This window comes from Gemmatimonadota bacterium, from assembly GCA_041390125.1.
In the GTDB taxonomy this organism is placed as follows: Bacteria; Gemmatimonadota; Gemmatimonadetes; order Longimicrobiales; family Gaopeijiaceae; genus JAGQIF01.
This window is the reverse complement of sequence record JAWKQN010000012.1, coordinates 191,649-216,240: the sequence shown is the minus strand read 5'-3', so window position 1 is coordinate 216,240 and position 24,592 is coordinate 191,649. Positions and strand designations below refer to the sequence as shown.

Genomic DNA, 24,592 nt, shown 5'->3' with positions numbered 1-24,592 from the left:
GCGCGGGGAAGCTGTCGCACGCCTCCAGGAACAGTTCCACCAGCGTACCGGTGGGGACCGGAGCGGGATTGGCGTAGGCGCGGAGCGTGGTCACGAGCCCTCTCCGGCCGACTCCTCCACGTCGATGCGTGTGTTGATGCGCGTGTCGGGTGCGAGGGAGTGGAGCACGCTGCAGTAGGTGTCCAGGGACAACTGTACGGCCCGCTCCACCTTGGGGCGGTCCTCCGCGGCCGGACCCGCCAACCGGTAGGTGAGGTCGATCTGGAGGAAGCGCCGGGGCGGCTTCTCCGCCCGCGTTCCCACCGCGTCGACATGCAGCCGGTCCAGTCGAACCCGGGACTTCTCCAGGATCATGCGCACATCGATGGCCATGCAGCCGGACAGGGCCAGCAGGAGGGCATCCATCGGCGAGGGACCTTCCTGGCCGCTCCCGTCGATCACGATGGCGGCGCCGGCGCCGCTCCCCTCGTAGACGTCCGCGCGTCCGGTCCAGTCCAGACGGACGCGCTTCACCGGATTGGGGGGAGCGACCTCAGGCGGACTCACGCGCCGCCCCGCCCGCCTCGTCCTCCATCGCCGCGAGCGCGTCGAGCGTCTCCCGGGCATGCGTCACATGGGGAGCGGAGGCCGGATCCGAGGGTGCGCCCGCGAGGAACGCCCGCAGGTGCTCGGCGGCCGCCTGCAGATGGCCGCCCCGCACGAGCAGGAAGGCCAGCCCATAGTGGGCTCCGGGCGTGTCCGGGTGCTTCTGGAGGACGTGCCGGTAGGTCTTGGCGGCTTCGTCCAGGAGCCCCATGCGGGTGTACGTGATGGCGATCTGTTGGAGGACCAGAGGGTCGCCGGGCGTGTCTTTGAGCGCCAGTCGGAGCGACGTCAGGGCCTCGTGCAGGCTACCCGCGTCCAACAGCGCCATCGCCTCGGCGTAGTAGTCGACGCCCCTGGGTCCGTCCGTTCCGCCGATGAGCTTCTTCAGCCAGTTCATCGCTGCTTCGAACCCTCCGCAGGCAAGGTGTCCAAAGCATATGGACACAACGCGTACCGGGCAACGGTCAACGACGCTCCCAGACACGCGCGCGCGGGTCGTCCAGCAGCGGAACGAACCCGTGCGCCTCCACGGAGCCCGCTTCCTCCGCTGCGGGATCGAGCAGCACGAGCCGACCCCGGGACTGCACGACCCGCGACGCTTCCGCGAGCGCGCCCCCGTCCGGACCCTCGACCACCACGGCCCGGAGGGAGCGGTCGAAGAACGGAAGCCGCCCGCCCGTCCGGACACGTTCGACGCCCGCCTGCTCCGACCAGGAGCCGACGGCCGGGTGGTCGGCGATCCAGTGCACGTCGGGGAGCTGCTCGGCGAGCGTCGGAGCGAACCGGGCCGCCCGGCCGTGCAACAGGACCTGCGCCGGACCCTCGCGGACCCCGACGAGCGCGGCGACCCGGAGTGCCTCCTCCGCCGTAGCGGCCTCCAGCGTGGACGGGGGCGTCGTCGAGGACGCGGTCGCCCGCAGGTCCGCGAGCCCCGCGCGCACCGCGTAGCGCTGGCGGCAGTTGGGGCAGCCCAGCTCACCCTCCAGGACCCGTCTCTCCTCGAGGGTGCGAGCCAGGAGGATCAGCCCGAACGCGGGACCGCAGTGTGGACAGGCGAGCCGATCGGTGAGGAGAAGGTGCACGCGCGTCGGTTCAGGGCTCGTATTGGGCGTACTGGTCCGGAGTCTCCCAGACCCGCGTGTGCACCAGACCGGTGGCGATCTCCGGCGGCAGCACCTTGCGCAGCTCCTCGTAGAACCAGCGCGCCTGGTTCTCGGCGCTGGTCTCCCACTCGTCGAAGGGAGGGATCTCGTTGATGAGCTGGTGATCGAGCCGACCGGCGATCTCCCGGAGGTGGCGCTTGAGCTCCACGAAGTCGAAGGCGATCCCGGAGTCGTTCAGGCGCTCGGTACGCACGGCGGCCTCCACCACATACCGATGCCCGTGCAGCCGCTCGCACTTGCCTTTGTAGTTGCGCAGGAAGTGGGCGGAGTCGTAGTGGGCGCGCGCACTCACGGTATACATGCGGTCTCTGCGTCTCGGGCGTTGCGGGGTGGCGCGAGCCTCACGCTCGCTGGATCTGGATCAGGGGGACGCACACGTGGGCCGGCCGGGTCAACGCGAACAGGATGGCCTCGGCCACGTCGGCCGGCTGGAGCATCTGTCCCCGCGAAGGGAGGGTGGGATCGGCATCGGGGTCGATCGGATCCCACAACGGGGTGTCGACCGCGGCCGGCTCGATCAGCGTGCTGCGCACCCCCGTCCCGGCCAACTCCGCGACCAGGACCTCGTGCAATCCGCGCAGCCCGAACTTGGAGGCGCTGTAGCCGGCATTCCCGGGGAAGGCCCTGCGCCCGGCCACGGAGCCCACGTGCAGCAGGTCTCCGTGTCCCCGCGCCTTCATCTCCGGCAGGAAGCACCGGATCCAGTCGAAGGGCACGCGCAGATTCAGGGCGAGCATCCGTTCCAGGGCCTCGGCCGACGTCCGCTCCACGTCCGACAGCGCAAAGGCCCCGGCGGCGCTGACGACGGCGTCGGGCACCGCGCCCAGACGGGTCCGGACCTGGTCCGCCGTCCGCTCGACCGCGGCCGGGGTGGCCAGGTCCACGGCCAGCCAGTCGCAGCCCAGGCGCTCCGCGGAGGAGCGCAGTCGGCTTTCCGTGCGCGCAGCGATCACGACCCGCGCGCCCGCGGCGACGAGGATCTCGGCCACCGCACCGCCGATCCCTTGGGTGGCCCCGGTGACCAGGACGCTCCTTCCCTGCACGGCGCTACGACCCCAGCGGGCTGTGCGGCGTCATCGCGTAGCGCAGGAACTCGCTGCGCGTGCCCTCGTTCTCGAGGAAGACGCCCCGCATGGCGGAGGTGATGGTCTTGGAGTTCTGCTTCTCCACGCCGCGCATCATCATGCAGAGGTGGAAGGCCTCCACGACCACGCCGACCCCCTGGGGACGGATGGCGTCCCACAGCGCCTGCGCGATCTGCTCCGTCAGACGCTCCTGCACCTGGAAGCGACGCGCATAGACCTCGACGAGGCGGGCCGCCTTGCTCAGCCCGATGATGCGTCCGGAGGGGATGTAGGCCAGGTGGACCTTCCCGATGAAGGGCAGCATGTGGTGCTCGCACAGCGAGTACATCTCGATGTCCTTCACGAGCACCATGTTGTTGTGCGGCTCCTGGAAGATCCCTTCCCCCAGCGCATCGGCCGCCGTGAGCGCGTAGCCGCGCGTCAGGAACCGCATGGACTTCTCCACCCGCTCGGGCGTACGGAGCAGACCTTCGCGGCCCGGATCCTCCCCCAGCCGTCGCAGCATCTCCGCGACCAGCTCGGGGAAGCTGGCCTGCGCCAGGGCGGACGCCACGTCGGCGCCGGGCACTGCGGTCACGGGGGCACTACCGTCCATCGTACTCGACATAGTTGCGCGGCGTCTCCCACAGGGTGATCCGGACCAGCTCCACGGCGTCCGGCAGGTGATCGACGATGCGGTGCCACATGGCCACCGCGACGTTCTCGGTGGTCGGGTTGGTCCCGGACAGCCACGGCACCTCGGTGTTCAGGTTGCGATGGTCCACGTCCGCCAGGACGTGCCGTTCCACCGCGTCCCGCAGCACCTTCAGATCCAGCACGAATCCGGTCTCGGGATCCACCTCTCCCTCGACCGTGACGTCCACTTCGTAGTTGTGTCCGTGCCAGTTGGGATTGGCGCAGTCGCCGAAGACGGCCTGGTTGCGTTCCTCCGGCCAATCCGGCCGATGCAGGCGGTGGGCGGCGCTGAAATGGAGGCGCCGCGTCACGCGGACTCTCGGCATTCTGGACTCTCCCACCAGGCCCGGCGGTCCGGCCCCTTCCCTCTGGTGCCGGACCCCGCCGGGAATCCGGTCACCGCTACCCCCGGCCTTCCGGAAACGGTCCCGCCCGGAGAGCGCAACGGCCGCCGCGGCCATCCCGATGCTCCCGGGGCCGGACGGGAGGGGTGGTCGACGGGGGCCCGCCGCCCGGAACGAAGATCGGGCCGGCGCCTCGTGAGGCGTCGGCCCGACCGGGTTGAACGTACTGAAGGGGGTTATTGAAGCCCGGGTCCAAGGAATGGTGACTCCCCCGTTGCGTCCGAAGTCCCCCTCGGGGGCAGGTCGTCGGCTTCGGGAGTCAGTCCCGGCTTCACTTTTGTTGGCTCAATAATGAAATCCCTTCAGCACGCTCGATATTCGCTGTCCAATATACCGTGCGGGGCCGGTCCCGTCCAAGCGTTCCCGCCGCTCCCACCATCCGCAGGATGCGTGCCGCGGCGCACCCCGCTTCAGCCTCGCGGAAGACCGGGCTCGGTCATGGAACGGACGTCCAGCGCCGTGTCCAGCTGGTCCTCCGGCAGAAGCCCCTTCTCGCGCACCACGTCCCGCACGGAAGCGCCGCGCTTGGCGGATTCCTTGGCCACCTCCGCGGCCCGGTCGTAGCCGATGAACAGGTTGAGCGCGGTCGCGATGGCCGGGTTCTTCTCCAGCAGCTCCCGGATGCGCTCACGGTTGGGCTCGATGCCCACCACGCACCGACGCGTGAAGGCGCGTGCGCCGCCCGCGAGGAGCAGGATGGATTCGAGCAACGCGTCGACCATCACCGGCATCATGACGTTGAGCTCGAAGTTCCCGCGGCTTCCGCCGACCGTGATGGTGGTGTGGTTCCCCGCCACCCGGGCAGCCACCATCATGAGCGCTTCGCTGAGCACGGGATTGACCTTGCCCGGCATGATGGAGCTGCCCGGCTGGACGGCGGGAAGCTGGATCTCGGCCAGGCCGGACGTGGGGCCGCTCGCCAGCCAGCGGATGTCGTCGGCGATCTTCATGAGCGAGACCGCCACCGTGTTCAGGGCTCCCGACGCGCTCACGACCGCGTCGCGGGCACCCTGGGCCTCGAAGTGGTTGTCGGCTTCCCGGAAGGACAGGCCCGTGGCCTCGGAGATCCGCGCGATGGTCTTCGCGGCGAACTCGGGGTGCGTGTTGATGCCGGTGCCGACCGCCGTCCCCCCGAGGGCGAGCTCCTCCAGCTCGGCGATGGCGCGTTCCACGCGCTCCATCCCCCGCCGCACCTGGGCGGCGTACCCGCCGAACTCCTGCCCCAGGCGCACGGGCGTGGCGTCCATGAGGTGTGTCCGCCCGGACTTCACGATGTCGTCGAAGGCCTGGGCCTTCTGCTCCAGCGCGGTCGCAAGCTCGTCCAGCGCGGGCAGCAGGTCCCGGTGCAGCGCCAGGGCTCCCGATACGTGGATGGCCGTGGGGATCACGTCGTTGGACGATTGCGCCATGTTGACGTGATCGTTGGGATGGACCCGCGGGTCCCCCCCCAGGATCTGCGTGGCGCGGGTGGCGATCACCTCGTTGGCGTTCATGTTGGTCGACGTGCCGGAGCCGGTCTGGTACACGTCGATCGGGAACTGCGCGTCCCAGCGGCCGCTGCTCACCTCTCCCGCCGCCTCGCCGATGGCGGCGGCCAGCGTGGCATCCAAGCCGCCCAGCTCTTCGTTGGTGCGGGCCGCGGCGCGCTTGACGATCCCCAACGCCTCGATGAACCGACGGCCGAAGGGCCGGCCGCTGATGGGGAAGTTCTCCACCGCGCGTTGGGTCTGCGCGCCGTAGAGCGCGTCCGCGGGGACCTGCACCTCACCGAGCGAATCGCGCTCGACGCGGGTCGTGGAGCTCATGGGGTGGTTCCTTCCTTCAGTTGCGGGGTGGTTGGGACGGCCGGAGCTCGACCCGGCTCACGTGCGCATTGGCTGGATAGCGGAGCAGGTCCACGACCGCCCGGGCCACGTCGTCCGAGGTCAGTCGCCAGGTGTCCTCCTCGACCGTCCGTCCGCGAAACTCGGTGTTGACGCTCCCGGGCATCACCAGGCTGACGCGGATGTCCTGGTAGCGCACGTCGAGCATCATGGCTTCGGTCATGCCCAGCAGGCCGAACTTGGAGGCATTGTAGCCCACCCCGCCCGCGAAGGCATTGCGGCTGGCCAGGGATCCCACGTTGATGATCCAGGCTCCGCCGGCGTCGGCCAGATGGGGAAGCGCCGCGGTCGAGCAGTGGAAGACGCCGCCCAGGTTGGTGTCGATCTGGAGCTGCCAGTCGTCCACGGAGAGCTCACCCAGCGGGGCGAACACACCCAGGCCGGCATTGTTGACCAGGACGGAGAGGCGACCGAAGCGCTGTACCACCGCATCCACGGTGGTCCGCACCGATCCGGCGTCCCGCACGTCGCACGACCTGCCGAACACCCGGTCCCCATGGGACGCGCTCAACTCCTGGACGGCCGCCTCGACGTCCCCGGCGGAGCGGGCGCAGAGGGCGACCCGGGCGCCCTCCTCCAGGAGTCGCTGGACGATCGCGCGGCCGATCCCGCGGGTACCGCCGGTGACGAGGGCCACGTGTGTCGACAGGTCCATGGGCTGCTCCTGCGGCGGGTCGGGACATCCTCGGGTAGCAAAGGTAGCCCGGTCCACCGCCGCGCGGGTAGCTTGAGGCAGCGCGGACCGGCACCAGGAGTGGCAGCGGCGGTGGCAGAGCGAGACAGGGTGGTCATGGTGACGGGCGGCGCCGTGCGCGTGGGCGCCGCGCTGTGCCGCGGGTTCGCGGAGCGGGGCTATGACGTCGCGCTGAACTACAAGAGCTCCGACAAGGAGGCGCGCGCGCTCGCGCGTCGCATCGAGAAGGGCGGACGGCGCTGCCTGCTGCTCCAAGGGGACGTCGCCAGCGAAGACCAGGTCTCCCGGATGCTGGAGTCGGTCGGGCAGGAGCTGGGACGGCTGGACGTGCTCATCAACAGCGCCTCCACCTTCCGCGAGAACCAGCTCCTGGCGATCGACGCCACGGAGTGGGACGAGGTGATGGGCGTCAACCTGCGCGGGCCTTTCCTGATGTCGAAGCACGCCGCGCCGCTGCTCCAGGCCAGCCGGGGCTGCATCGTCAACATCGTCGACATCTCGGCCTTCCGCCCCTGGACGCGCTATCCACACCATTCGGTGTCGAAGGCGGCGCTGCTGCACCTGACCAAGGTGATGGCCAAGGCCTTCGCGCCCGCGGTCCGGGTCAACGCCATCGCGCCCGGAACGGTGCTCCCTCCGGAGGGCACGAGCGACTCCGAGCTCGACCGCGAGCGGGGCAAGACGCTGCTCGACCGGCTGGGCACACCCCAGGACGTCGTGGACGCGGCGCTCTTCCTGGCCGACGCCCGCTACGTCACGGGGGACGTCATCCTGGTGGACGGAGGCCTGGCCCTGGGCTGACCCCGGGACGGGGCCGCGTCAGGTCCGGTGGGAGACCGGCGGGACCGCCACCTCGTGGTGGGCCAGGAAGCGCTCGGCGTCCAGGGCCGCCATGCACCCCGTTCCCGCCGATGTGATGGCCTGCCGGTAGTAGCTGTCCATGACGTCCCCGGCGGCGAACACGCCCTCGACGCTCGTCAGCGTGCGGAACGGCTGCTGGATCTGCACGTAGCCCTGTGCATCCAGCTCGATCTGCCGATCCAGGAAGCCGGTGTTGGGCGTGTGTCCGATGGCCACGAACAGGCCGCCGATCTCCAGCTCCTCCCGTGCGCCGGTCCGGACGTCCTCGAGCTGGATGGCGGTGACCTCCTGATCGCCGATCACGTCCACGACGGTGCGGTTCCACAGCACGCGGATCTTCTCGTGGGCGAGCACGCGGTCGGCCATGATGCGCGAGGCGCGGAATTCGTCGCGACGGTGCACGATCACCACTTCGCCCGCGAACTTCGTGAGATAGAGCGCCTCCTCCATCGCGGAGTCGCCGCCTCCGACGACCACCAGCCGCTTCCCGCGGTAGTGCGGAAGGGCGCCGTCGCAGACCGCACAGGCGGACACGCCACCCCCCGACTGCGCCAGACGGGTCTCGTTGTCCAGACCCAGCCAGTTGGCCCGGGCCCCGGTGGCGACGATGAGGGTCTCGGCGAGGAGCGGCTCGCTGCGGCTCGGCTCCACCCGGAACGGCCGCTCGGACAGATCCACGCGGTCGACGTTCTCCGAGACCACCCGGGTGCCGAAGCGCACCGCCTGGTCGCGGAACTTCTGCATCATCTCCGGACCGGTGATGGACTCGGGGAACCCGGGGTAGTTCTCCACCTCGGTGGTGAACATGAGCTGACCGCCGGGGATCATCTCGCGGCTGGGCTCCCCTTCGAACACCAGGGGCTCCAGGTCGGCCCGGGCCGCGTAGATGGCAGCCGTCCAGGCGGCAGGACCCGATCCGACGATGACCAGCTTCTCGCGCTGCATCGAAGGCCTCACTTGTTCTCGAAGATCTTGAGGTTCGTGGAGTGGCCGGGGTTGACCCGGGCCGACGGGTCGAGGAAGCGGGCCGCGTTGTTCACGGCGATGGCCGCCTCGGCGAACCCGGTGGCGATGAGGTCGAGCTTCCCGTCGTAGTCGACGATGTCTCCCGCGGCGTAGACGCCCTGCAGGTTGGTCTCCATCAGCGACGTGACGAGGATGCGGTTCTTGCGGATGTCGAGGCCCCACTCCTTGATGGGCCCCAGGTCCGGCTTGAAGCCCAGGAAGCACAGCAAGGCATCGGCGGCCAGGCGGTCGTCGAGGTCCGTCCGGTTGTCGAACACGGTGACCGCCTCCACGAGTTCCCGACCCTCCACGCAGCGCACCTCGTGGAAGGTGCGCAGGTCGACGGTTCCGGCCACCACGGCGGCCTGCAGCGCCTCGACCGACTGCTCGTGCGCCCGGAATCCGTCCCGGCGGTGGAGCAGCACCACCTGGCTGGCGACATCCTTCAAGGCCAGCGTCCAGTCCAGGGCCGAATCGCCCCCGCCCACGATCACCACGCGCTTGCCGCGATAGGATTCGGGGTCCTTGACCGCATAGTACACGCCCCGGCCCATCAGCTCGTGGTAGCCCGGCACCTCCAGGTGCCGGGGCTCGAAGGCCCCCTTCCCGCCCGCGATCAGCAGGGCCCGGGCCCGGTACTCGCCGGTGCGGCCCACGAGGCGCCAGTGATCGTCCTCCCGCTGGAGCCCGCCCAGCTCCTCGTCCAGGATCGTCTCGGCACCGAACTGGAGCCCCTGGGCCACCAGGTCGCGGGCCAGGTCCTTGGCCAGGATCCGCGGGATCCCGCCCACGTCGAACACGTACTTCTCGGGATAGAGGGCCGTGAGCTGACCCCCGAGCTCGGGAAGGGAGTCGATGATGGCGGTACGGAGGCCGCGCAGCCCCGCGTAGAAGGCACCGAAGAGGCCGGTGGGGCCGCCCCCGATGATGATCAGGTCGCGGATGTCGTCGGAAGCCATCGGGCAGATCGCTGGAGAAGTGGGGAGGGCCTGCGGGCGCGGGGGGCGGAGCAGGCCCCCACCGTCCCGCGGGCGCCTGGGAAGCGCTCAACAATAACCCCCACACTCCTCAGAGCAACGGCCCGGCGGGGGCCGGATCGCCTCAGAAGATGGACAGGCGCACGTACCGCTGGGGGTTCTCGCGGAAGTCGGCCAGCAGCAGGTCGAGCTGGGTCAGCACGGCCTCGGCGCGCACGGCCAGCTCGTTGTTGGACAGGAGCAGCCCCAACGTCCCCTCGCCGGACTCGATGGAGGCCCCGATGCGCTCGAAGCGACCGAGGGCCGAGGCGCCCACCGCCAACGTGGAATCCACCTGCGCCAGGGTCGCATCCAGCCGCGTGGAGGCGGAACGCAGGGCCGCCAGGGTCTCGCGGGCGTCGCCGAGGGTGGAGTCGGCCGCTCCGCTGTCCAGCATGCGGTTGACGCGCGCGAAGGTGGCACCCGCTTCCTGCGACGCCGCCCCCACCTCGGCGGCGGTCTCGGCCACTTCCGCGGTCAATTGCTCCACGGAGCGCGCCTGCTGCGTCACGAGGCGATTCAGCTCGTCGCTGACGGAGCCGATGTTGTCGATCGCCCGCGCCAGGTTGCGCGCGGTCTCCTCCGTGAAGGCCAGCTCCACGCGGTCCGTCAGCACGGTCAGGTTCTCGGCGATCTCGTCCGCCGTCGCGGTGAGGCGCGACAGGTCGGGCAGGGTGTGGCCCGGCAGGGCCTGCGACCCGTCGACGACGAGGAAGTCGTAGCTCGGGAAGTCCGCGCGTGACACGATCTCGACCTGCCAGTCCCCGAAGAGCGACTCCGGCGAGACGACCACGGCCGCGTCCTGCGGCAGATTGACGTCACGCTGGACCAATAGATCCACGGCGACGGCCCTCCCCGACGGCGCGACCCGGATCTCCTCCACCCGACCGATGGCCACACCGCGGAACTTGACCGAATTGCCCGGCGCGAGCTGCCCGGCCTCGAAGAGCAGCGCCTGCATCGGCGTCATGTTCCGGCGCAGCGAGGCTCCCTTCAGGAAGAGCGTGCCGCCGACCGCCACGGCCGTCGCCAGGACGATCACCAGACCGACGAGCACTTCCTTGCGTCTCATGTCGCCTCCTCGAACAGCTCGGGGAGCCCCGCCACGAACCCGCGCACGACGGGATCGGTGGCCTCCTGGATCTCCTGGGGGGTCCCGAAGAAGCGGATCCTCCCGTCATGCAGCATCGCCACCCGGTCCGATACCCGGAAGGCGGACGTCAGATCGTGCGTGATCACCACGCTCGTGACGCCGAGCTCGTCACGCATCCGCATGATGAGGCGGTCGATCACGGTGGTGGTGACCGGGTCCAGCCCGGTGGTGGGCTCGTCGTAGAGCAGGTAGCGGGGCCGGGTCGCGATGGCCCGGGCCAACCCCGCCCGCTTGCGCTGCCCGCCGGACAGTTGGGCCGGGAAGCGCTCGCCATACCCCTCGAGGTCCACCAGGTGGAGGCACTCCTCCACGCGCTCCCGGATGCGGGCGTCGTCCCAGTCGGGGAGCCGGCGCAGGCCGAGGCAGATGTTGTCGGCGATCGTCAGCGAGTCGAACAGGGCGGCGAACTGGAAGACGTACCCCACCTTGCGCCGCAGATCCCGCAGCCCCTCTCCCGACAGCCCGTTCACGTTGTCCCCGTCCACCCAGATCTCGCCCCGATCCGGACGGAGCAGCCCGACCACGTGTTTCAGCAGCACGGACTTGCCCACCCCCGAACTGCCCATGACGGCGACGGTGCCGCCTTCCGCGACCTCCAGGTCGACGCCGTCCAGGACCGTCTTGGTCCCGAACGACTTGTGCAGGCCCACCAGACGGATGCTCACAGCAGCGCCGCGGCCCAGAACGCGTCGAGGACCAGGATGGCCATGCTGCTCACCACCACCGCCCGCGTCGTGGAGCGCCCGACCCCTTCGGCCCCTCCCTGTGTGGTGAAGCCGAAGAAGCAGCCGATGGACGTCAGGATGGCGCCGAAGCTCAGTCCTTTGATGATGGCGAACTGCACGTCGAAAGGCTCGAAGAACAGGCGGAGCCCCTTCAGGAACTCCGGGGTGCTCATGTCGAGCAGGCCGAGCGCGGTGAGCCACCCGGCGATGACGCCGACCGTGGTGGCCAGCACCATGACGGCGGGGAACATGGCCACCCCCGCCACCACGCGCGGCGTGACGAGATAGTCGATCGGATCGTACCCGAGCGTTTCCAGCGCGTCGATCTGCTCGGTGACGCGCATGGTGCCGAGCTCGGCCGCGATGTTGGCGCCGACGCGTCCGGAGAGCGCCAGCCCGGTGAGCACAGGCCCCAACTCCAGGATCATGGTCTTGCCCACCAGCGTGCCCACGAAGTACAGGGGGATGGCGCCGGTGAAGGTGTAGGAGGCCTGCAACGCGAGCACGACGCCGGTGAAGAGCGCGATGAACGCGGCGATGGGGACGGACTCGACCCCGATGCGCGCCATCTGGGCGGGCAGATGCCGGAACCACTCGCGCAGCCGCGGAACGCTCCGGGCCGTGGCGAACACCAGCTGTCCCCACCGACCGATCCCCGCGGCGAGATCGAAGATCGCGCGCCCGATGGCGCCGAACAGCACCTTCAGGAGTGTAGGCATGGCGACTCTTCGCTCCCGGCCCGGTCGAGGTCGGACACGGGGATGTCGGGGATCAGCGTCCGGTGGGCCCCTGCTTCAGTCCGTCCTCGAACGTGAAGACCACTTCCTCACCGCGTACCGCTCCGCCGCGCCTTCCCCGCGGGGCGCGTTCCGGCGGGTCGAGCTCGTACGTGACCGTCACGCGGCGAACCCGCATGCGCGGATCCGTGACGGTGATCGCGAAGTCGATGTGTCCGTCTTCCGAGGCCACGGCGGTGCGCGTCGTGGAACCGGGCTCCGACTGCCGATACGGAGACGGGTTGCGGAAGAGGTTCATGGTGGACTGGCGACCGGAAAGGAGCTTCCGGGTCACCTTCACGCGGCGCAGCCAGTCGGGCTGGTAGTCGATGCGATAGGGCTGGTCCCTCTGATCGACACCCTTGCCCGTGCGATTGTGCCGCGGCACACACCCTCCGGAACCGACGATGAGGAGAAAGGAGAGGTACGTTCTGCCCGGCACGGGGGGCTGTCAAGGCGAGTCTTGACCGGGTGGGTGGGCCGCCCCTAGACTCGGGCTCGACCCCTGAGCCTCCGCGCGGTCCGGCCGGAACGCGCCAACGACCGCCATCCGACTCCCCCGCGTCTTTGGGCCGTTCCCCGACGACCCAGGAGCCTCCCTCCCGTGGACATCGCCGAACTCAAGAGCAAGAGCATCCCCGAGCTCCATGAGATGGCCGAAGAGCTCAGCATCCAGAACTACTCCGGGATGCGCAAGCAGGATCTGATCTTCCGCATCGAGCAGAACCTCCTCGACAGCGAGGTCGTGCTACGCGGGGAAGGTGTGCTCGAGATCCTGCCGGAAGGCTACGGGTTCCTGCGCTCGCAGGACTGGAACTACCTCTACGGTCCCGACGACATCTACGTCAGCCCATCGCAGATCAAGCGCTTCGATCTGCGCACCGGCGATACGATCCTGGGTCAGGTGCGTCCCCCCAAGGATGGAGAGCGCTATCTCGCGCTGCTCAAGGTGGAGACCGTCAACGGGGACGAGCCCGAGAAGGCCAAGCACCGGATCGCGTTCGACAATCTACGGCCACGCTATCCCGAGCACCGTCTCCGTCTGGAGCAGGTCGAGGACAACCCGCTCGCGATGCGCGTCGTGGACCTGATCGCGCCGATCGGCAAAGGACAGCGCGGCCTCATCGTCTCCCCGCCCAAGGCGGGAAAGACGACCCTGCTGCAGAAGATGGCCAACTCCATCGCCACCAACTATCCGGAGGTCTACCTGATCGTGCTGCTCATCGACGAGCGGCCCGAAGAGGTGACCGACATGGAGGAGAACGTCCGGGCCGAGGTGATCTCCTCCACGTTCGACGAGCCCGCCGACCGCCACACGCAGGTGGCCGAGATGGTGCTGGAGAAGGCCAAGCGGCTGGTGGAACACGGACGCGACGTGGTCATCCTTCTGGACTCGATCACCCGCCTGGCGCGCGCCTACAACGTGACCGTCCCGCACTCGGGCAAGATCCTGTCGGGCGGCGTGGACGCCAACGCGCTGCACAAGCCCAAACGCTTCTTCGGCGCGGCCCGCAACATCGACGAGGGTGGATCGCTCACGATCATCGCCACGGCGCTCATCGAGACCGGCAGCCGCATGGACGAAGTGATCTTCGAGGAGTTCAAGGGCACCGGCAACATGGAGCTCATCCTCGACCGCCACATCGCCGACAAGCGCGTCTTCCCCGCCATCGACATCAACCGTTCGGGTACCCGCAAGGAGGAGCTGCTGCTCTCCGAGGCGGAGCTGAACCGCGTATACCTGCTGCGCAACTTCCTGGCGGACATGCCGTCCACGGAGTCCATCCACTTCCTGCTCGAGCGCATGCGCCGCACGGCCAGCAACAAGGAGTTCCTCGACTCCATGGCCGCCGGCGGCTGAGGGCTCGCACTGGATGTCCGCCGATCCGCAACAGACGGCCGACGCACGCTTCGAGGAGGCCCTCGCGGCCCGGGGCGCACGCGACCCGCGCGAGTACTACCGTGAGCGCATGCGGGAGCTGAAGGGACAGGACCCGGAGAGCTACGAGCGCGCGACCGCGTTCTATCGCGACGAACTGGTGCCGAGCATCGCCAGCGGTGCTGCCGACCCGATCGAAGCCTGGTTGGACTTCGGCTGCCGTCTGGCCGAGTGGTCCGCCCCGGGGGACGCGGTGGAGGTGGACGCGAGCGGCCGACGCCACCCACACGTCCCTCCCACCCCGCTCGACCGGCTCGTGCTGCACCTGCCGCGCGAGCGTGGGGCTCGGGCGCAGCTGGTCGGCCTGCCGATCGAGCCCAGTGCCGCCCAGCGCGCGACCTACGCGCTCCTCGTGCAGGGTCGCCTGAAGCTGCGCTGACGCGCTACGCGCGGGACCGTCCCGTCTACAGCGGGTCCTCCACCAGGTAGGCCACGGCCCACGCGCCCGGACCGGTGTGCGTGGCGATGACCGGCGTGGCCGGCAGGGTCCAGACATCCACCTCCCCGAAGCGCGCGCGCAGGGCGCTCGCCACCCCTTCGATCACTTCGGGACAGGCGACGTGCACCAGCCCGAACCGGACCGGATGATCCTCGGGGATCTCCCGCGCCAGCAGGTCCAGCACCGCGGGGAGCAGGCGCTCACGGCCCATCACCTTGCCGACCGGGACCACCTTGCCGTCCCGCGAGAGGCCCAGGATGGGCTTGACGTTGAGCAGGGAGCCCAGCAAGGCCCGCCCCTTCCCCACCCGACCCGAGGCCAGCAGGCGGTCGAAGGTGTCGACCGTGAAGACGATGCCCGACCGGTCGCGGATGCGCTCCAGCGTCTCGAGGATCTCGTCCGGCGCGACACCGGCTTCGCCCAGCTCGGCAGCCTTCAGCGCCAGCAGACCGAGGAGCGCCGAGGCCGCCCGCGAGTCGAAGACCCGCACGTCCGCGTCCGGCACCGCCGTGGCCGCCGTCCGGGCGGAGGTGTGGGTCCCCGAGAGCGCGGAGCCGAGCACCACGGACAGCACGGTCTCCCCGTCCTGGGCGGCCGCACGATAGGCCTCGACGAAGGCACCGGGGGGCGGCTGCGACGTGGTGGGCAGGGGACCGCCGTCCTGCATGCGGCGGTGGAACTCCTCCGCGGTGATGTCCACCCGGTCGCGCAACGCGCGCTCGCCCTCCATCAGCATGAGCGGCACCACGTGGATGCCGTGCTGACGGCGCACGTCGTCGGGGACGTCCCCGGACGAGTCCATCACCACCGAGACCGGTCGCCGCGCCAGCGTGAGGTGTCCCGACGCCGCGGCGCGCTCGACCACCTCGTGCTGCGCCCGCATGTCCTCCGCCTTGTGCGCGGTCAGCGTGCCCACCGAGCGCAGGTACCGGAAGACCGCCTCGGGGTCGTCCGTGTGGATGTGCAGCTTGAGCAGACCCTCGGCCCGGATGACGATGAGCGAGTCCCCCAGCCCCTGCAGCCGCACCCGCACCTGGTCGCGATCGGGCAGGTCCGTCCCGCGCACCAGCGCTTCCGTGCAGAAGCGGTAGGTCTCGCTCTCGGCGGGGTAGTCGACCGCAGCGACCGCAGCCGCGTCCGGGGCGGAGTCGAAGGACTCCGCCGCCTCGACGAGCGGATCCCCGTGCACGAACAGCACGACCCCCTCGAGGAGGCTCACGAAGCCCTTGGCGCCCGCATCCACCACGCCCGCCTTGCGCAGCGCCGGAAGCAGGTCGGGGGTCCGCGCGAGGGATGTGCGGGCCACCGCCAGGATGCGCTCCAGGAAGGGCAGGAAGTCGTCCGTGCGCGTCTGGTGGGCGGCCTCCGCGGTGTCGCGCATCACCGTGAGCATGGTGCCTTCCACCGGGCGCTCCAGCGCCCCCGTGAGGCGCTCGACGCCGGAGGCCAGCGCGCACCCGAAGTCGTGGGTGGAGATGCGCTCGGCCGAGCCCACCCGCTCCGCGAACCCCAGGAGGAAGTGGGAGAGCATCATGCCGCAATTGCCACGGGCTCCCAGGACCGAGGCTTCGGCGGCGCGCCTGGCCACGGCGCCCACGTCCCGGTCCGCGTTGGACCGGAGTTGTTCGGCGATGGCGCGCACGGTCAGCGCCAGGTTCGTGCCGGTGTCCCCGTCCGGGACGGGAAAGACGTTGATCCGGTTGAGATCCTGACGCCGGCGTTCGGCGTAGCCGCACGCGGCCAGGAGCGAGCGCCGGAACCGGGGGCCGTCCACATAGGCGATCTGCATGGAGCGCCAAGATGGGACGGGGAGGAGCGCCGGAGAAGGGCTCCCGCCCCTGGCATGCCTCTTGAAATCCGGACCGCGTCGCCCCGCGCCCGGACGGCCGCCGGCCCGGGGAATCAACGGATTCCGCCGTTCGGACCTGGTCCGGGCGGCACGGATTCCCTTTCGATGGGGAAGGCGTGTACACGACTCGCACACCTGGACGGCACTGGCTGGAGGACGTCGCGGAGGCCGCGGGCCTGCGCGGGCTGGCGCTGGATCCGAACCCCCCGTTCAGCCAGGTCCGGGCGGCGTGGGCCGAGATCGCCCAGCGGAGCAGCCTCTCCGAGGAGGCCCTCGCGGAGCGGGTGGCCGCCCATTTCCGCCTGAAGCTCGCCGATCTGGCCGCTGCCGAGCCCCACGCCGCGAAGCTCCTCCCCGAGCAGACCGCCCGCAAGCACGGCATCCTGCCGCTCCGGGCTTCCGACCAGGTCATCGTCGCGGCGACGGCCGACCCGACGAACGCCCACGCCGAGCAGGACCTCCAGTTCCTCTCCGGACGCCGCGCGGTCTTCCAGGTCGCGGCGCCCGGCCCCCTGCAGGACGCGATCGACCACTGCTATTCCCGCAGCCGGATCATCGAGTTCGTGCTGCAGAACCTGGCCGCCGAGGTGGCCCGCGACGACGTCGAGATCGTGCGGGACCAGACGCTGGGCGCGCCGGCCGACTCCTATTCCGACACCCGTCCGGTGGCGAGCCTGGTCAAGCGCACGCTGCGCCAGGCGACCGCGGTGGGCGCCTCGGAGGTGCGGGTGGCCGGTACCGCCGAGGGCGGGCAGGTCCAGTTCCGGATCGGCACCGAGCTCCAGCATTTCATGCACCTCCCGTATCCGGCGCTGGTGCGCGTCGTGCGCCGCCTCAAGGAGCTCGCGCGACTCGACCTCGCGGAGCGCTCGGGCCCGCAGGAAGGCCAGTTCAGCGCCTCCGTGGACGGTCGGCGGTTCGTGATGCGCGTGCGCTCCGAGCCCGGCCGCGCGGTCGAGAGCGTCGTGGTGCGGGTCACGGATCCGTCGCTGCGGCCCACGCTGACCGATCTCGGCCTCCCCCTGGCGGAATCCGACGCGCTGCGGGCCGTGCTGGACGGGCCGCCGGGGCTCGTGCTCCTCGCCGGGCCTCCCGGCCGGGGCCGCGAGACGCTCCTGACCGCCTTCGCGCAGGCCCTCGTGCCCCTGGGCCCGGTCACCCTGGTGGACTCGTCCCTCCCGGCGCCGCTCGCGGACATCCGGCAGATCCAGGCCGATCCCGACGCGGGCTTCCGCTTCGGCGAGGCGCTGGCCCAGGCGCTCGACGACACGCCCACCGCCGTCGTGCTCGGCCGGTTGGACGACCCCGACGCGGCCCGGCTCGCCCTGGAGGCCGCCGGATCCGGGACGTGGATCGTCACCGCCGTGGAGGCCAACAGCCCGGCCGCCGCGGTGGACGAGCTCGCGCCGGAGGAGGTGGGCCCGGAGCGCGCCGCGCACGCCCTGCGCGCGATCGTGCAGCACAGCTCGCTCCGGACCCTCTGCCCGCACTGCGCGCACCCGGTCCAGACGATGGACCGGCTGCCGTCGCGGGAGCGCAGCCTGGCCTCGGCGTACGGGGTCACGCCCGCCGCGCACGCCAGCGGCTGCGAGTCCTGCCATCAGACCGGGTTCAGCGGTGAGACCCTGGTCACCGGTACGGTGGCCATCACCGACGCGCTGCCGGGAGCGATCGCACGGCGTGCCTTCGCCGAAGCGCTCGAGAGCGTCGAGCGTCACACGCTCGAAGAAGCGATGTTCGACCGCGTGCGGAGCGGCCAGACCTCCCTGCTCGAGGTCGAGCGCAACCTGCCCCCCACCCTGGCGGTCGTGGTGCCCACCCGCACGCGGCCGCGCATCCTGGTGGTGGACGACTCCCCCGAGGTACGCTTGCTGGCCCGCACCATCCTGGAAGCGCGCGGCTTCGACGTCGACGAGGCGTCCGATGGCGACACGGCCGTGATGCACCTGGAGATGAACGACGACACGTCCCTGGTGCTCCTGGACCTCAACATGCCACGCATGGGGGGCGCCGAGGTCCTGCAGCGCATCCGGACCTCCGCGCGCATGGCGGCGCTTCCGGTCGTGGTGCTCACCGCCGAGCAGGACCCGAACCTCGAGATCGAGCTGATCGAGGCCGGCGCCGACGACTATCTGCGCAAGCCGGTCGATGCGTCCCGTCTCGCGGTCCGGGTCCGGGCCGTGCTGCGTCGCGCCGGCTCCTACGATGCGCTCCTGGGGACCGCGCTGTCCGAGGCGCCGGTCACGGTCTGAGCGGGCTGCCGCCGATCCGCGGCAGCCTCAGTACCGCCCGCGCGCCCGCTCCTTCCCGGGGAGCACCTCCAGACAGGTGGTCCACCACCCCGTGCGGATGGTGGCGATGAACTCCTCCGGCAACCGCTCGTCGCGCATCTCGTCCGCCAGGGCTTCGTGGTCGTAGGCCAGCGGGACGAACCGGGTCTGCAGGGCACCCTTCCCGTCCGCTTCGATGAGGGCATACCACACCTCCGTGCGCCCGTCGTTGGCGGGACGGCCCAGCGCGCCGGCATTGACGTACCAGGCGTGCGGCCCCACCTGCCGCTGCCAGTGCAGGCCGGTGTGGGTGCCGACGATCACGTCCGTGTCGTAGTGGCGGGTGAGCCGCTCCAGGAAATGGGTGGGCGTCGCCGATTCCCAGAGGAACTCGTTCATGCGCCGGGGACTGCCGTGGCAGGCCAGGACGCGGAGATCGCCCACGCGGAAGCGGAGCGCCTCCGGGAAGGTGGCCATGCGGGCGCGGTGCGCGGACGCCGTGTGCGCGAGCGTATACTCGTAGGAGAGACGGGCGAAGTGGTTGTCCCGCGGATCGGTGTATCCGCACTGGCAGTCGTCCAGCCCACGTGCGATCGAGTCGTCGTAGTTGCCACGCACGACCGGGATGCCCTCGCGCTCCAGGAGGGGGAACACCTTGTCGGGGTGGGGGCCGAAGGCGCCCAGGTCGCCCAGCGCGTACACCGCATCGGCACCGCGGTCGCGGGCATCGTCGATCGCTCGCGCCAGGGCTACGTGGTTGGAGTAGATCCCGCCGAACAGCGCCACGCGGCTGTGACGGGGCACGTCCGTCCACGGATCTCCATCGCGCTCGCGCCCGGGTGTCCCCGCGCGGCCGGCCTCCGTCACTGGCCCGCCGCCTGCGCCACGGACACGTTGGCGCAGAGCGCGCCGTGCAGCCAGCAGGTGTAGCAGGCGCTCTGTTCGAGGCGAGCCGGTACGTCGACCGCCTCCTCCAGCGTGTCGGCCACCCGCGCGGCCGGATCGTCCAACAGGATGGGACAGACCCACACGCCCCGGGCCGTCACCAGTCGCGCCGAGGCGCACAACAGCGCGTCCGTCCCCAGCGCCTCGACCATCTCCGCGGTCACCCGTTCCTCGGACGCGTAGCCGTGGGTGCGGCTCGCTTCGCCGCCGATGCGCAGAGGGGGGAGGATCTTGATGCGGGGCTGCCGGTAGCCCAGACCGGCCAGCAAGGACCGGAACCCGTCCAGCACCGCGTCGGACTCCGCGTCCGGCCAGTGCTGCATGGCCGTGAGGATCGGCAGGAATCCCGCCTGCACCAGCCGGCGGGTGCCGTCCAGGGCACGGGCGAAGGTGCCCTCACCCCGGATCGCGTCGTTGACGGGCGCGGTCACGCCGTCGAGGCTCACCCGCACCTCCAACGAGTAGGGCGAGCCCTCCGCCAGACGCGCGAGTCGGTCCACGGCCCGGTCGCCGAGCAGCGTCGCGTTCGTCAGGACGGTCACGGGTCCCAGCGCCAGGCTATCGGCGAGCATGTCCGGCAGCTCGCGGTTCATGAACGGCTCCCCGCCGGTGAAGTAGTACTCCTTCACGCCCAGATGCACGGACGCATCCAGCGCGCGCCGCACGTCGGCCCGGGAGAGGAACCAGAAGGCGTGGTTGTCGGGCGCACAGGAGATGAAGCAGTGCCGGCAGCGCAGATTGCACACCGTCCCGCTCACCTGGAACCAGAGCTGGTCCAGGGCCCTGAGCGGGACCTCGGGCGCGGCGGGAGCGGCAGGCGGGTGCGGAGGGATCATGGGCCGAAGCTCGCGCGCGCCCGGGGCGCGGGCAACGGCCGTTGGACCCCCAGCGACTAGAACCGCAGGCGGGCGCCCAGGTCGACGACGAGCGCAGAGACCTGGAACGGTTCGGCGCCCGTGTTGAAGGTCTCCAGGTTGATGTCCGTGCGGTAGTAGACGAAGCGCAGCGCCGGTGCCAGGGCCAGGAAGCGGTGCACGCGCACGTCCGCCCCCACCCCCACCTCCACCCCGGGCGTGACGTCCGAGCGGAGGACCACACCATCGAGATCGTAGGAGAACCGGTGGAGCGTGACGCCGCCGCGGAACCAGGGCGTGGTGACCGTCTGATGGGGCAGCACGATGCGCACGCCGGCTTCGAAGCCCGACGACGCGACCACCGCATCGGGCGCGCAGTCGGAATCCCCACTGCAGGCGACGCCGTGGCGGCTCCATCCTCCGTACAGCCCCAGTCCCGGCCGCACCCGCAGCAATGCGGATACCCCGCGCGAGATCCCGGCGTTGGTGGCAATCCCCCGCTGGCCCCGGGACAGCTCACCGGTGGGGAAGCTCACCCCCAGCCGAGCCTCCACGGAGAACGCCTGTCCCTCCCCCTCCTGGGCCGCGACGGCCGCGGGACCTCCCCCGATCAGGAGGCCGAAGGCGAGCAGCAGGCGGCGCGTGGTAGGCATGGGGATCGTCCGGGATGTAGATTGCCCGCTCGTCGGGTCGGGGGCGTCGCGTCCGATCCGCAGGATTCCCCACCCCCGCTGCGGACTTTGCAAGACATCGGCCAGACGCCCCGAGCGTCGCGCCCGCCGGCGCACCTCGTGCCGCCACCCGGCCCGGTGGGGCGGGAGGCCTGCCTCCCGGTCGAAGCCGTCACCGGGCCGCGGGCACTGTTCTAGCAGCACGCTCCCGCATGCGCATCCTGGTCCGAGGGGGCCGTGGCCCCGACGAACGTCAGACCCGACGCCAGCGGTGGATCCGCGTCCTCGTCGGGCTGATCGTCCTGATCGTCATCGCCGGCTTGATCGGGTTCATCCTGTACGCGAACGACCGGGCCGCCCGCCCCCGTCGGGTCGAGGCTCCGCCTGCGGCCTCCCCGCACCGCCTGGCGCGCCGGACGCCCGCGGCCGGCTCAGTGGCCGGCCGCCCCGGCGTCCTCGGAGCGGGGATCGGGGGCGCCCAGACGGTCGCCTGTCCGGGGGTCGATCATGATGGAGTTGGCCGACCCCTGCTGACCCCCGACCGACACGGTATGGCCCAGCGCGCGTAGCGCCGCCACCCCCGCCTCGTCCAGCCCGCCCTCCTCCATCCGGATCCGGTCGGGCAGCCACTGGTGGTGGATGCGGGGGGCGTCCACGGCCTCCTGGATGTCCATCCCGAAGTCCACCACGTTCAGGAAGACCTGGAGCACCGTGTTGATGATGGTCCGCCCGCCGGGCGTGCCGATCACCGCCACGAGCTCGCCGTCCCGGGCCACGATGCTGGGCGACATGGACGACAGCATCCGCTTCCCGGGCCGCGCGACATTGGCAGGCGTGCCGATCAGCCCCGAGGAGGTGGTGACCCCGGGATGGGCATTGAAGTCGCCCATCTCGTTGTTGAGGAGGAAACCCGCGCCCGGCACCACGATGCGGGAGCCGTACCCGAACTCGAGCGTGTACGTCACGGAGACGGCCATCCCGTCCTTGTCGACGACGGAGTAGTGGGTGGTCTCCGGGCTCTCGTAGGCGACCTCCACCGCCACGGAGTCCGACGCGCTGGCGCGCTCCGGATCGATCCCGGCGCGCAGCTCGGCCGCGTAGGCCTTGCTGGTCAGGCGCTCCAGCGGCATCTCCACGAAGTCCGGATCGCCCAGCCAGCGCGCCCGATCCAGGAAGGCCCGCCGCATCGCCTCGCCGAGCAGGTGCAGGTAGGCCGGTGAATTGTGCCCCAGGGCGGCCAGGTCGTAGCCCTCGAGGATGTTGAGCATCTCGATCAGGGCCACGCCTCCGCTGGAGGGCGGGGGCATGCTGATCAGCTCGTAGCCCCGGTAGGTGCCCACCACCGGCTCGCGTTCGACGGCTTCATAGTCCGCCAGATCCGCTTCGGTGATCCACCCGCCCCCGCGCTCCATCTCGGCCGCGAGCATCCGTGCCGTCTCGCCCCGGTAGAAGCCGTCGCGACCCTGGTCGCGGATGCGGGCCAACGTGCGCGCGAGGTCGGGGAGGCGGATCGTCTCGCCGGCCGTCCAGGGTCGACCTGCGTTGGAGTAGGCGTCCACCGTGGCCGTGTAGCCGCGCTCGCGGGCGTCGCGCAGGAGGTAGTCCAGGCCGTCGGCCAGGTCTTCGCTCACGGGGAATCCGTCGCGGGCCAGCTCCACCGCGGGATCCACGAGATCCTCCCAGCTGCGGCTCCCGTGTGCGGCGTGCGCCATCCAGAAGCCGGCCACGGTTCCCGGCACACCCACGGCCAGGTGCGAGTTGTGATGCCGCTCCGGCGAGTACTCGCCGTCGGCCTCGAGGAACATGTCGGGGTGCGCGGCCGCCGGCGCCCGCTCCCGGAAGTCGTAGGCTGTCACGCGGCCATCCGGGAAGCGAACCACCATGAAGCCCCCACCGCCGATGTTGCCGGCGGTGGGATGCGTGACCGCGAGCGCGAGCCCCGTGGCCACTGCCGCATCGATGGCGTTGCCGCCCTCCTCCAGCACGCGCGCGCCCACCTCGCTGGCGATCGCGGACTGGGAGACCACCATGCCGTTCGGAGCGCGGACGGGATCGCCCGCACGCACCGGCGCGGCTGCATCCGCCCGCACCGCCAGCCACGTGCCGGCCCCCGCGGTCGCGACGGCCAGGGCAAGAGCGAGGGGAGCGGCGACGCCGCCGCGGCGGAGGTGGGCTCTCGGACGCATCGCAGGCACTCCGAACCGTGGTGAGGATCCGCGGCCCCGAGGGCCCCGGTGGTCCCTCAATGAATACAGGGCTCCGGGCGGGCCGGCGACCCGCGGCCCTCCCGCCTGGAGGCCTGTGGCTCCGCCGGCGCCCCGCGAAGCCCTTTCGTCCATCGTCCGCCCGGGGCATCTTGGCCTGCCTCGCGCGCGGCGCAGACCGCGCCCCGTCCCCGCTGTCCGGAAGTCGGATCCATGAGCTCCAAGGTCCATCACCACCGTCTCGCGTCCATGCCCCTGGAAGAGGTGAACCCGCTGCTGTCCCGGCGGCTGATCACCGGCGAGCGCATGATGTACGCCCAGGTCCTGCTCAAGAAGGGATGCGTGGTACCGCGCCACTCCCACGACAACGAGCAGATCACCTTCATCGTCGAAGGTGCGCTCAAGTTCTGGATCGGGGAGGACGAGTCCGAGGAGCTGATCGTGCGGGCGGGCGAGGTGTTGCTGATCCCGTCCCACGTGCCGCACAAGGCGGAAGCGCTCGAGGACACGGTGGACGTGGACATCTTCTGCCCCCCGCGCGCCGATTGGCTGTCGGGGAGCGACGCCTACCTCCGCCGCTAGGACGCCACGATGGAGCTGGGGCTCGGCAAGAAGGTGGCGCTGGTCTGCGGTGCCAGCAGTGGCCTCGGTCGCGCCGCCGCGCTGGAGCTGGCGCGTGAGGGTGCGCGCGTCGTCGTCTGTTCGCGCAGCGAACGGACGCTGGAGGCCGCGCGCGCCGACATCGCGCTCACCACGCGCGCGGAGACGCTCGCCATCGCGGCAGACCTGAGCGAGCCGGACCAGGTGGACCGCCTCGTGGACCAGACGCTCGAGCGCTTCGGTCGCATCGACATCCTGGTGACCAATACCGGAGGGCCGCCTGCCGGCCCGTTCGAGGCCCACGACCGCGACACGTGGAGCCGGGCCATCCGCCAGAACCTCGAGAGCGTCATCAACCTCTGCCGCGCGGCCTTGCCGTCGATGAAGCAGAACGGCTGGGGCCGCATCATCAACATCACCTCCATCTCGGTGAAACAGCCGGTGGACGGGCTCATCCTGTCCAACTCGTTGCGGGCCGGCGTGACCGGCTTCGCGCGCACGCTCGCGAATGAGGTGGCGGCCGAGGGAATCACGGTGAACAACGTGCTGCCCGGGTACACGGCCACCGAGCGGTTGACCGAACTGGCGGACGCCATGGCCGGACGCAAGGGCACGACGCCCGCGGACGAGCGCGCGGTGTGGGAGCAGCAGACGCCCGCCGGTCGGCTGGGACAGCCGGAGGAGCTCGCCGCTCTGATCGCCTTCCTGGCTTCGGAGCGGGCCGCCTACATCACGGCGCAGTCCATCGCCGTGGATGGAGGGTGGGTGCGGTCGCTGCTGTAGCGGTCGCGGCCTG

The 24,592-nt window shown here is 70.7% G+C and carries 26 protein-coding genes; 6 read left to right on the top strand and 20 right to left on the bottom strand.

The window, feature by feature from the left end:
• Positions 1–90 precede the first annotated feature (90 nt).
• The 9 genes from R3E98_14780 to R3E98_14740 all read right to left on the bottom strand — a co-directional run bounded on the left by R3E98_14780 (position 91) and on the right by R3E98_14740 (position 6,450).
• Positions 91–546 (bottom strand): OsmC family protein, encoded by a 456-nt coding sequence (locus R3E98_14780; GenBank protein MEZ4424672.1) that lies wholly within the window; start codon positions 544–546, stop codon positions 91–93.
• The gene (locus tag R3E98_14775; GenBank protein ID MEZ4424671.1) at positions 533–982 is read right to left on the bottom strand and encodes a tetratricopeptide repeat protein; all 450 of its coding nucleotides are present in this window, start codon (positions 980–982) and stop codon (positions 533–535) included. Before R3E98_14775 ends, R3E98_14780 begins: the two co-directional genes overlap by 14 nt.
• A 67-nt stretch (positions 983–1,049) precedes the next feature.
• On the bottom strand, positions 1,050–1,667 hold the full coding sequence (locus tag R3E98_14770; GenBank protein MEZ4424670.1) for a Trm112 family protein: 618 nt from the start codon (positions 1,665–1,667) through the stop codon (positions 1,050–1,052).
• A gap of 10 nt (positions 1,668–1,677) precedes the next feature.
• Entirely contained in the window at positions 1,678–2,049 is a 372-nt protein-coding gene (gene queD, locus R3E98_14765) for a 6-carboxytetrahydropterin synthase QueD (GenBank protein MEZ4424669.1), read from the bottom strand.
• Between the two features lie 40 nt (positions 2,050–2,089).
• A complete protein-coding gene (locus R3E98_14760; protein MEZ4424668.1) occupies positions 2,090–2,791 on the bottom strand; it encodes an SDR family oxidoreductase in 702 nt (233 codons plus the stop codon).
• 4 nt (positions 2,792–2,795) lie between these two features.
• Positions 2,796–3,386, bottom strand: coding sequence for a GTP cyclohydrolase I FolE (gene folE, locus R3E98_14755; protein MEZ4424667.1), 591 nt, complete (start codon positions 3,384–3,386; stop codon positions 2,796–2,798).
• Positions 3,387–3,417: 31 nt separating this feature from the next.
• Complete coding sequence (locus tag R3E98_14750) at positions 3,418–3,834, bottom strand: 6-carboxytetrahydropterin synthase (GenBank protein ID MEZ4424666.1); 417 nt, start codon at positions 3,832–3,834, stop codon at positions 3,418–3,420.
• Positions 3,835–4,322: 488 nt separating this feature from the next.
• On the bottom strand, positions 4,323–5,717 hold the full coding sequence (locus tag R3E98_14745; protein MEZ4424665.1) for a class II fumarate hydratase: 1,395 nt from the start codon (positions 5,715–5,717) through the stop codon (positions 4,323–4,325).
• A 16-nt stretch (positions 5,718–5,733) separates the two neighbouring features.
• On the bottom strand, positions 5,734–6,450 hold the full coding sequence (locus R3E98_14740) for an SDR family oxidoreductase (protein ID MEZ4424664.1): 717 nt from the start codon (positions 6,448–6,450) through the stop codon (positions 5,734–5,736).
• 111 nt (positions 6,451–6,561) lie between these two features.
• Between R3E98_14740 and R3E98_14735 the strand changes: the two genes are divergently transcribed.
• Entirely contained in the window at positions 6,562–7,290 is a 729-nt protein-coding gene (locus R3E98_14735; GenBank protein ID MEZ4424663.1) for an SDR family oxidoreductase, read from the top strand.
• An 18-nt stretch (positions 7,291–7,308) separates the two neighbouring features.
• Here the strand turns inward: R3E98_14735 and trxB are convergent, their stop codons facing one another.
• From trxB to R3E98_14705, 6 genes are all read right to left on the bottom strand, one after another.
• The gene (gene trxB / locus R3E98_14730) at positions 7,309–8,295 is read right to left on the bottom strand and encodes a thioredoxin-disulfide reductase (protein MEZ4424662.1); all 987 of its coding nucleotides are present in this window, start codon (positions 8,293–8,295) and stop codon (positions 7,309–7,311) included.
• Positions 8,296–8,303: 8 nt separating this feature from the next.
• Complete coding sequence (locus R3E98_14725; protein ID MEZ4424661.1) at positions 8,304–9,314, bottom strand: NAD(P)/FAD-dependent oxidoreductase; 1,011 nt, start codon at positions 9,312–9,314, stop codon at positions 8,304–8,306.
• A gap of 142 nt (positions 9,315–9,456) precedes the next feature.
• The gene (locus R3E98_14720; protein ID MEZ4424660.1) at positions 9,457–10,443 is read right to left on the bottom strand and encodes an MlaD family protein; all 987 of its coding nucleotides are present in this window, start codon (positions 10,441–10,443) and stop codon (positions 9,457–9,459) included.
• Entirely contained in the window at positions 10,440–11,189 is a 750-nt protein-coding gene (locus R3E98_14715; protein MEZ4424659.1) for an ABC transporter ATP-binding protein, read from the bottom strand. The genes R3E98_14720 and R3E98_14715 overlap by 4 nt, the downstream gene beginning before the upstream one ends.
• Positions 11,186–11,968: an ABC transporter permease gene (locus tag R3E98_14710; protein ID MEZ4424658.1), complete on the bottom strand. Its 783-nt coding sequence runs from the start codon at positions 11,966–11,968 to the stop codon at positions 11,186–11,188. Before R3E98_14710 ends, R3E98_14715 begins: the two co-directional genes overlap by 4 nt.
• A gap of 52 nt (positions 11,969–12,020) precedes the next feature.
• On the bottom strand, positions 12,021–12,413 hold the full coding sequence (locus R3E98_14705) for a hypothetical protein (GenBank protein MEZ4424657.1): 393 nt from the start codon (positions 12,411–12,413) through the stop codon (positions 12,021–12,023).
• Positions 12,414–12,629: 216 nt separating this feature from the next.
• Here R3E98_14705 and rho point away from each other — a divergent pair, with 216 nt between their 5' ends.
• Positions 12,630–13,886: a transcription termination factor Rho gene (rho, locus tag R3E98_14700; protein ID MEZ4424656.1), complete on the top strand. Its 1,257-nt coding sequence runs from the start codon at positions 12,630–12,632 to the stop codon at positions 13,884–13,886.
• 13 nt (positions 13,887–13,899) lie between these two features.
• Entirely contained in the window at positions 13,900–14,343 is a 444-nt protein-coding gene (locus R3E98_14695) for a hypothetical protein (GenBank protein ID MEZ4424655.1), read from the top strand.
• A gap of 25 nt (positions 14,344–14,368) precedes the next feature.
• On the opposite strand, the gene R3E98_14690 is transcribed toward R3E98_14695, so the two are convergent.
• The gene (locus R3E98_14690) at positions 14,369–16,192 is read right to left on the bottom strand and encodes a DegV family protein (protein ID MEZ4424654.1); all 1,824 of its coding nucleotides are present in this window, start codon (positions 16,190–16,192) and stop codon (positions 14,369–14,371) included.
• Positions 16,193–16,368: 176 nt separating this feature from the next.
• On the opposite strand from R3E98_14690, the gene R3E98_14685 reads away from it, so the two are divergent.
• Positions 16,369–18,504 (top strand): ATPase, T2SS/T4P/T4SS family, encoded by a 2,136-nt coding sequence (locus R3E98_14685; GenBank protein ID MEZ4424653.1) that lies wholly within the window; start codon positions 16,369–16,371, stop codon positions 18,502–18,504.
• A 27-nt stretch (positions 18,505–18,531) separates the two neighbouring features.
• On the opposite strand, the gene R3E98_14680 is transcribed toward R3E98_14685, so the two are convergent.
• The 4 genes from R3E98_14680 to ggt all read right to left on the bottom strand — a co-directional run bounded on the left by R3E98_14680 (position 18,532) and on the right by ggt (position 23,178).
• Positions 18,532–19,326, bottom strand: a complete 795-nt coding sequence (locus R3E98_14680; GenBank protein ID MEZ4424652.1) for a metallophosphoesterase family protein — start codon at positions 19,324–19,326, stop codon at positions 18,532–18,534.
• Between the two features lie 59 nt (positions 19,327–19,385).
• Entirely contained in the window at positions 19,386–20,303 is a 918-nt protein-coding gene (locus R3E98_14675; GenBank protein ID MEZ4424651.1) for a radical SAM protein, read from the bottom strand.
• 56 nt (positions 20,304–20,359) lie between these two features.
• Positions 20,360–20,974, bottom strand: coding sequence for a hypothetical protein (locus R3E98_14670; protein MEZ4424650.1), 615 nt, complete (start codon positions 20,972–20,974; stop codon positions 20,360–20,362).
• Positions 20,975–21,423: 449 nt separating this feature from the next.
• On the bottom strand, positions 21,424–23,178 hold the full coding sequence (gene ggt / locus R3E98_14665) for a gamma-glutamyltransferase (protein ID MEZ4424649.1): 1,755 nt from the start codon (positions 23,176–23,178) through the stop codon (positions 21,424–21,426).
• Positions 23,179–23,409: 231 nt separating this feature from the next.
• Between ggt and R3E98_14660 the strand changes: the two genes are divergently transcribed.
• Positions 23,410–23,778 carry a cupin domain-containing protein gene (locus R3E98_14660; GenBank protein ID MEZ4424648.1) on the top strand — a complete coding sequence of 123 codons (369 nt, stop codon included), beginning with the start codon at positions 23,410–23,412 and terminating at the stop codon, positions 23,776–23,778.
• Between the two features lie 9 nt (positions 23,779–23,787).
• Positions 23,788–24,579 (top strand): SDR family oxidoreductase, encoded by a 792-nt coding sequence (locus tag R3E98_14655; GenBank protein ID MEZ4424647.1) that lies wholly within the window; start codon positions 23,788–23,790, stop codon positions 24,577–24,579.
• The last annotated feature ends 13 nt before the right edge of the window (positions 24,580–24,592 follow it).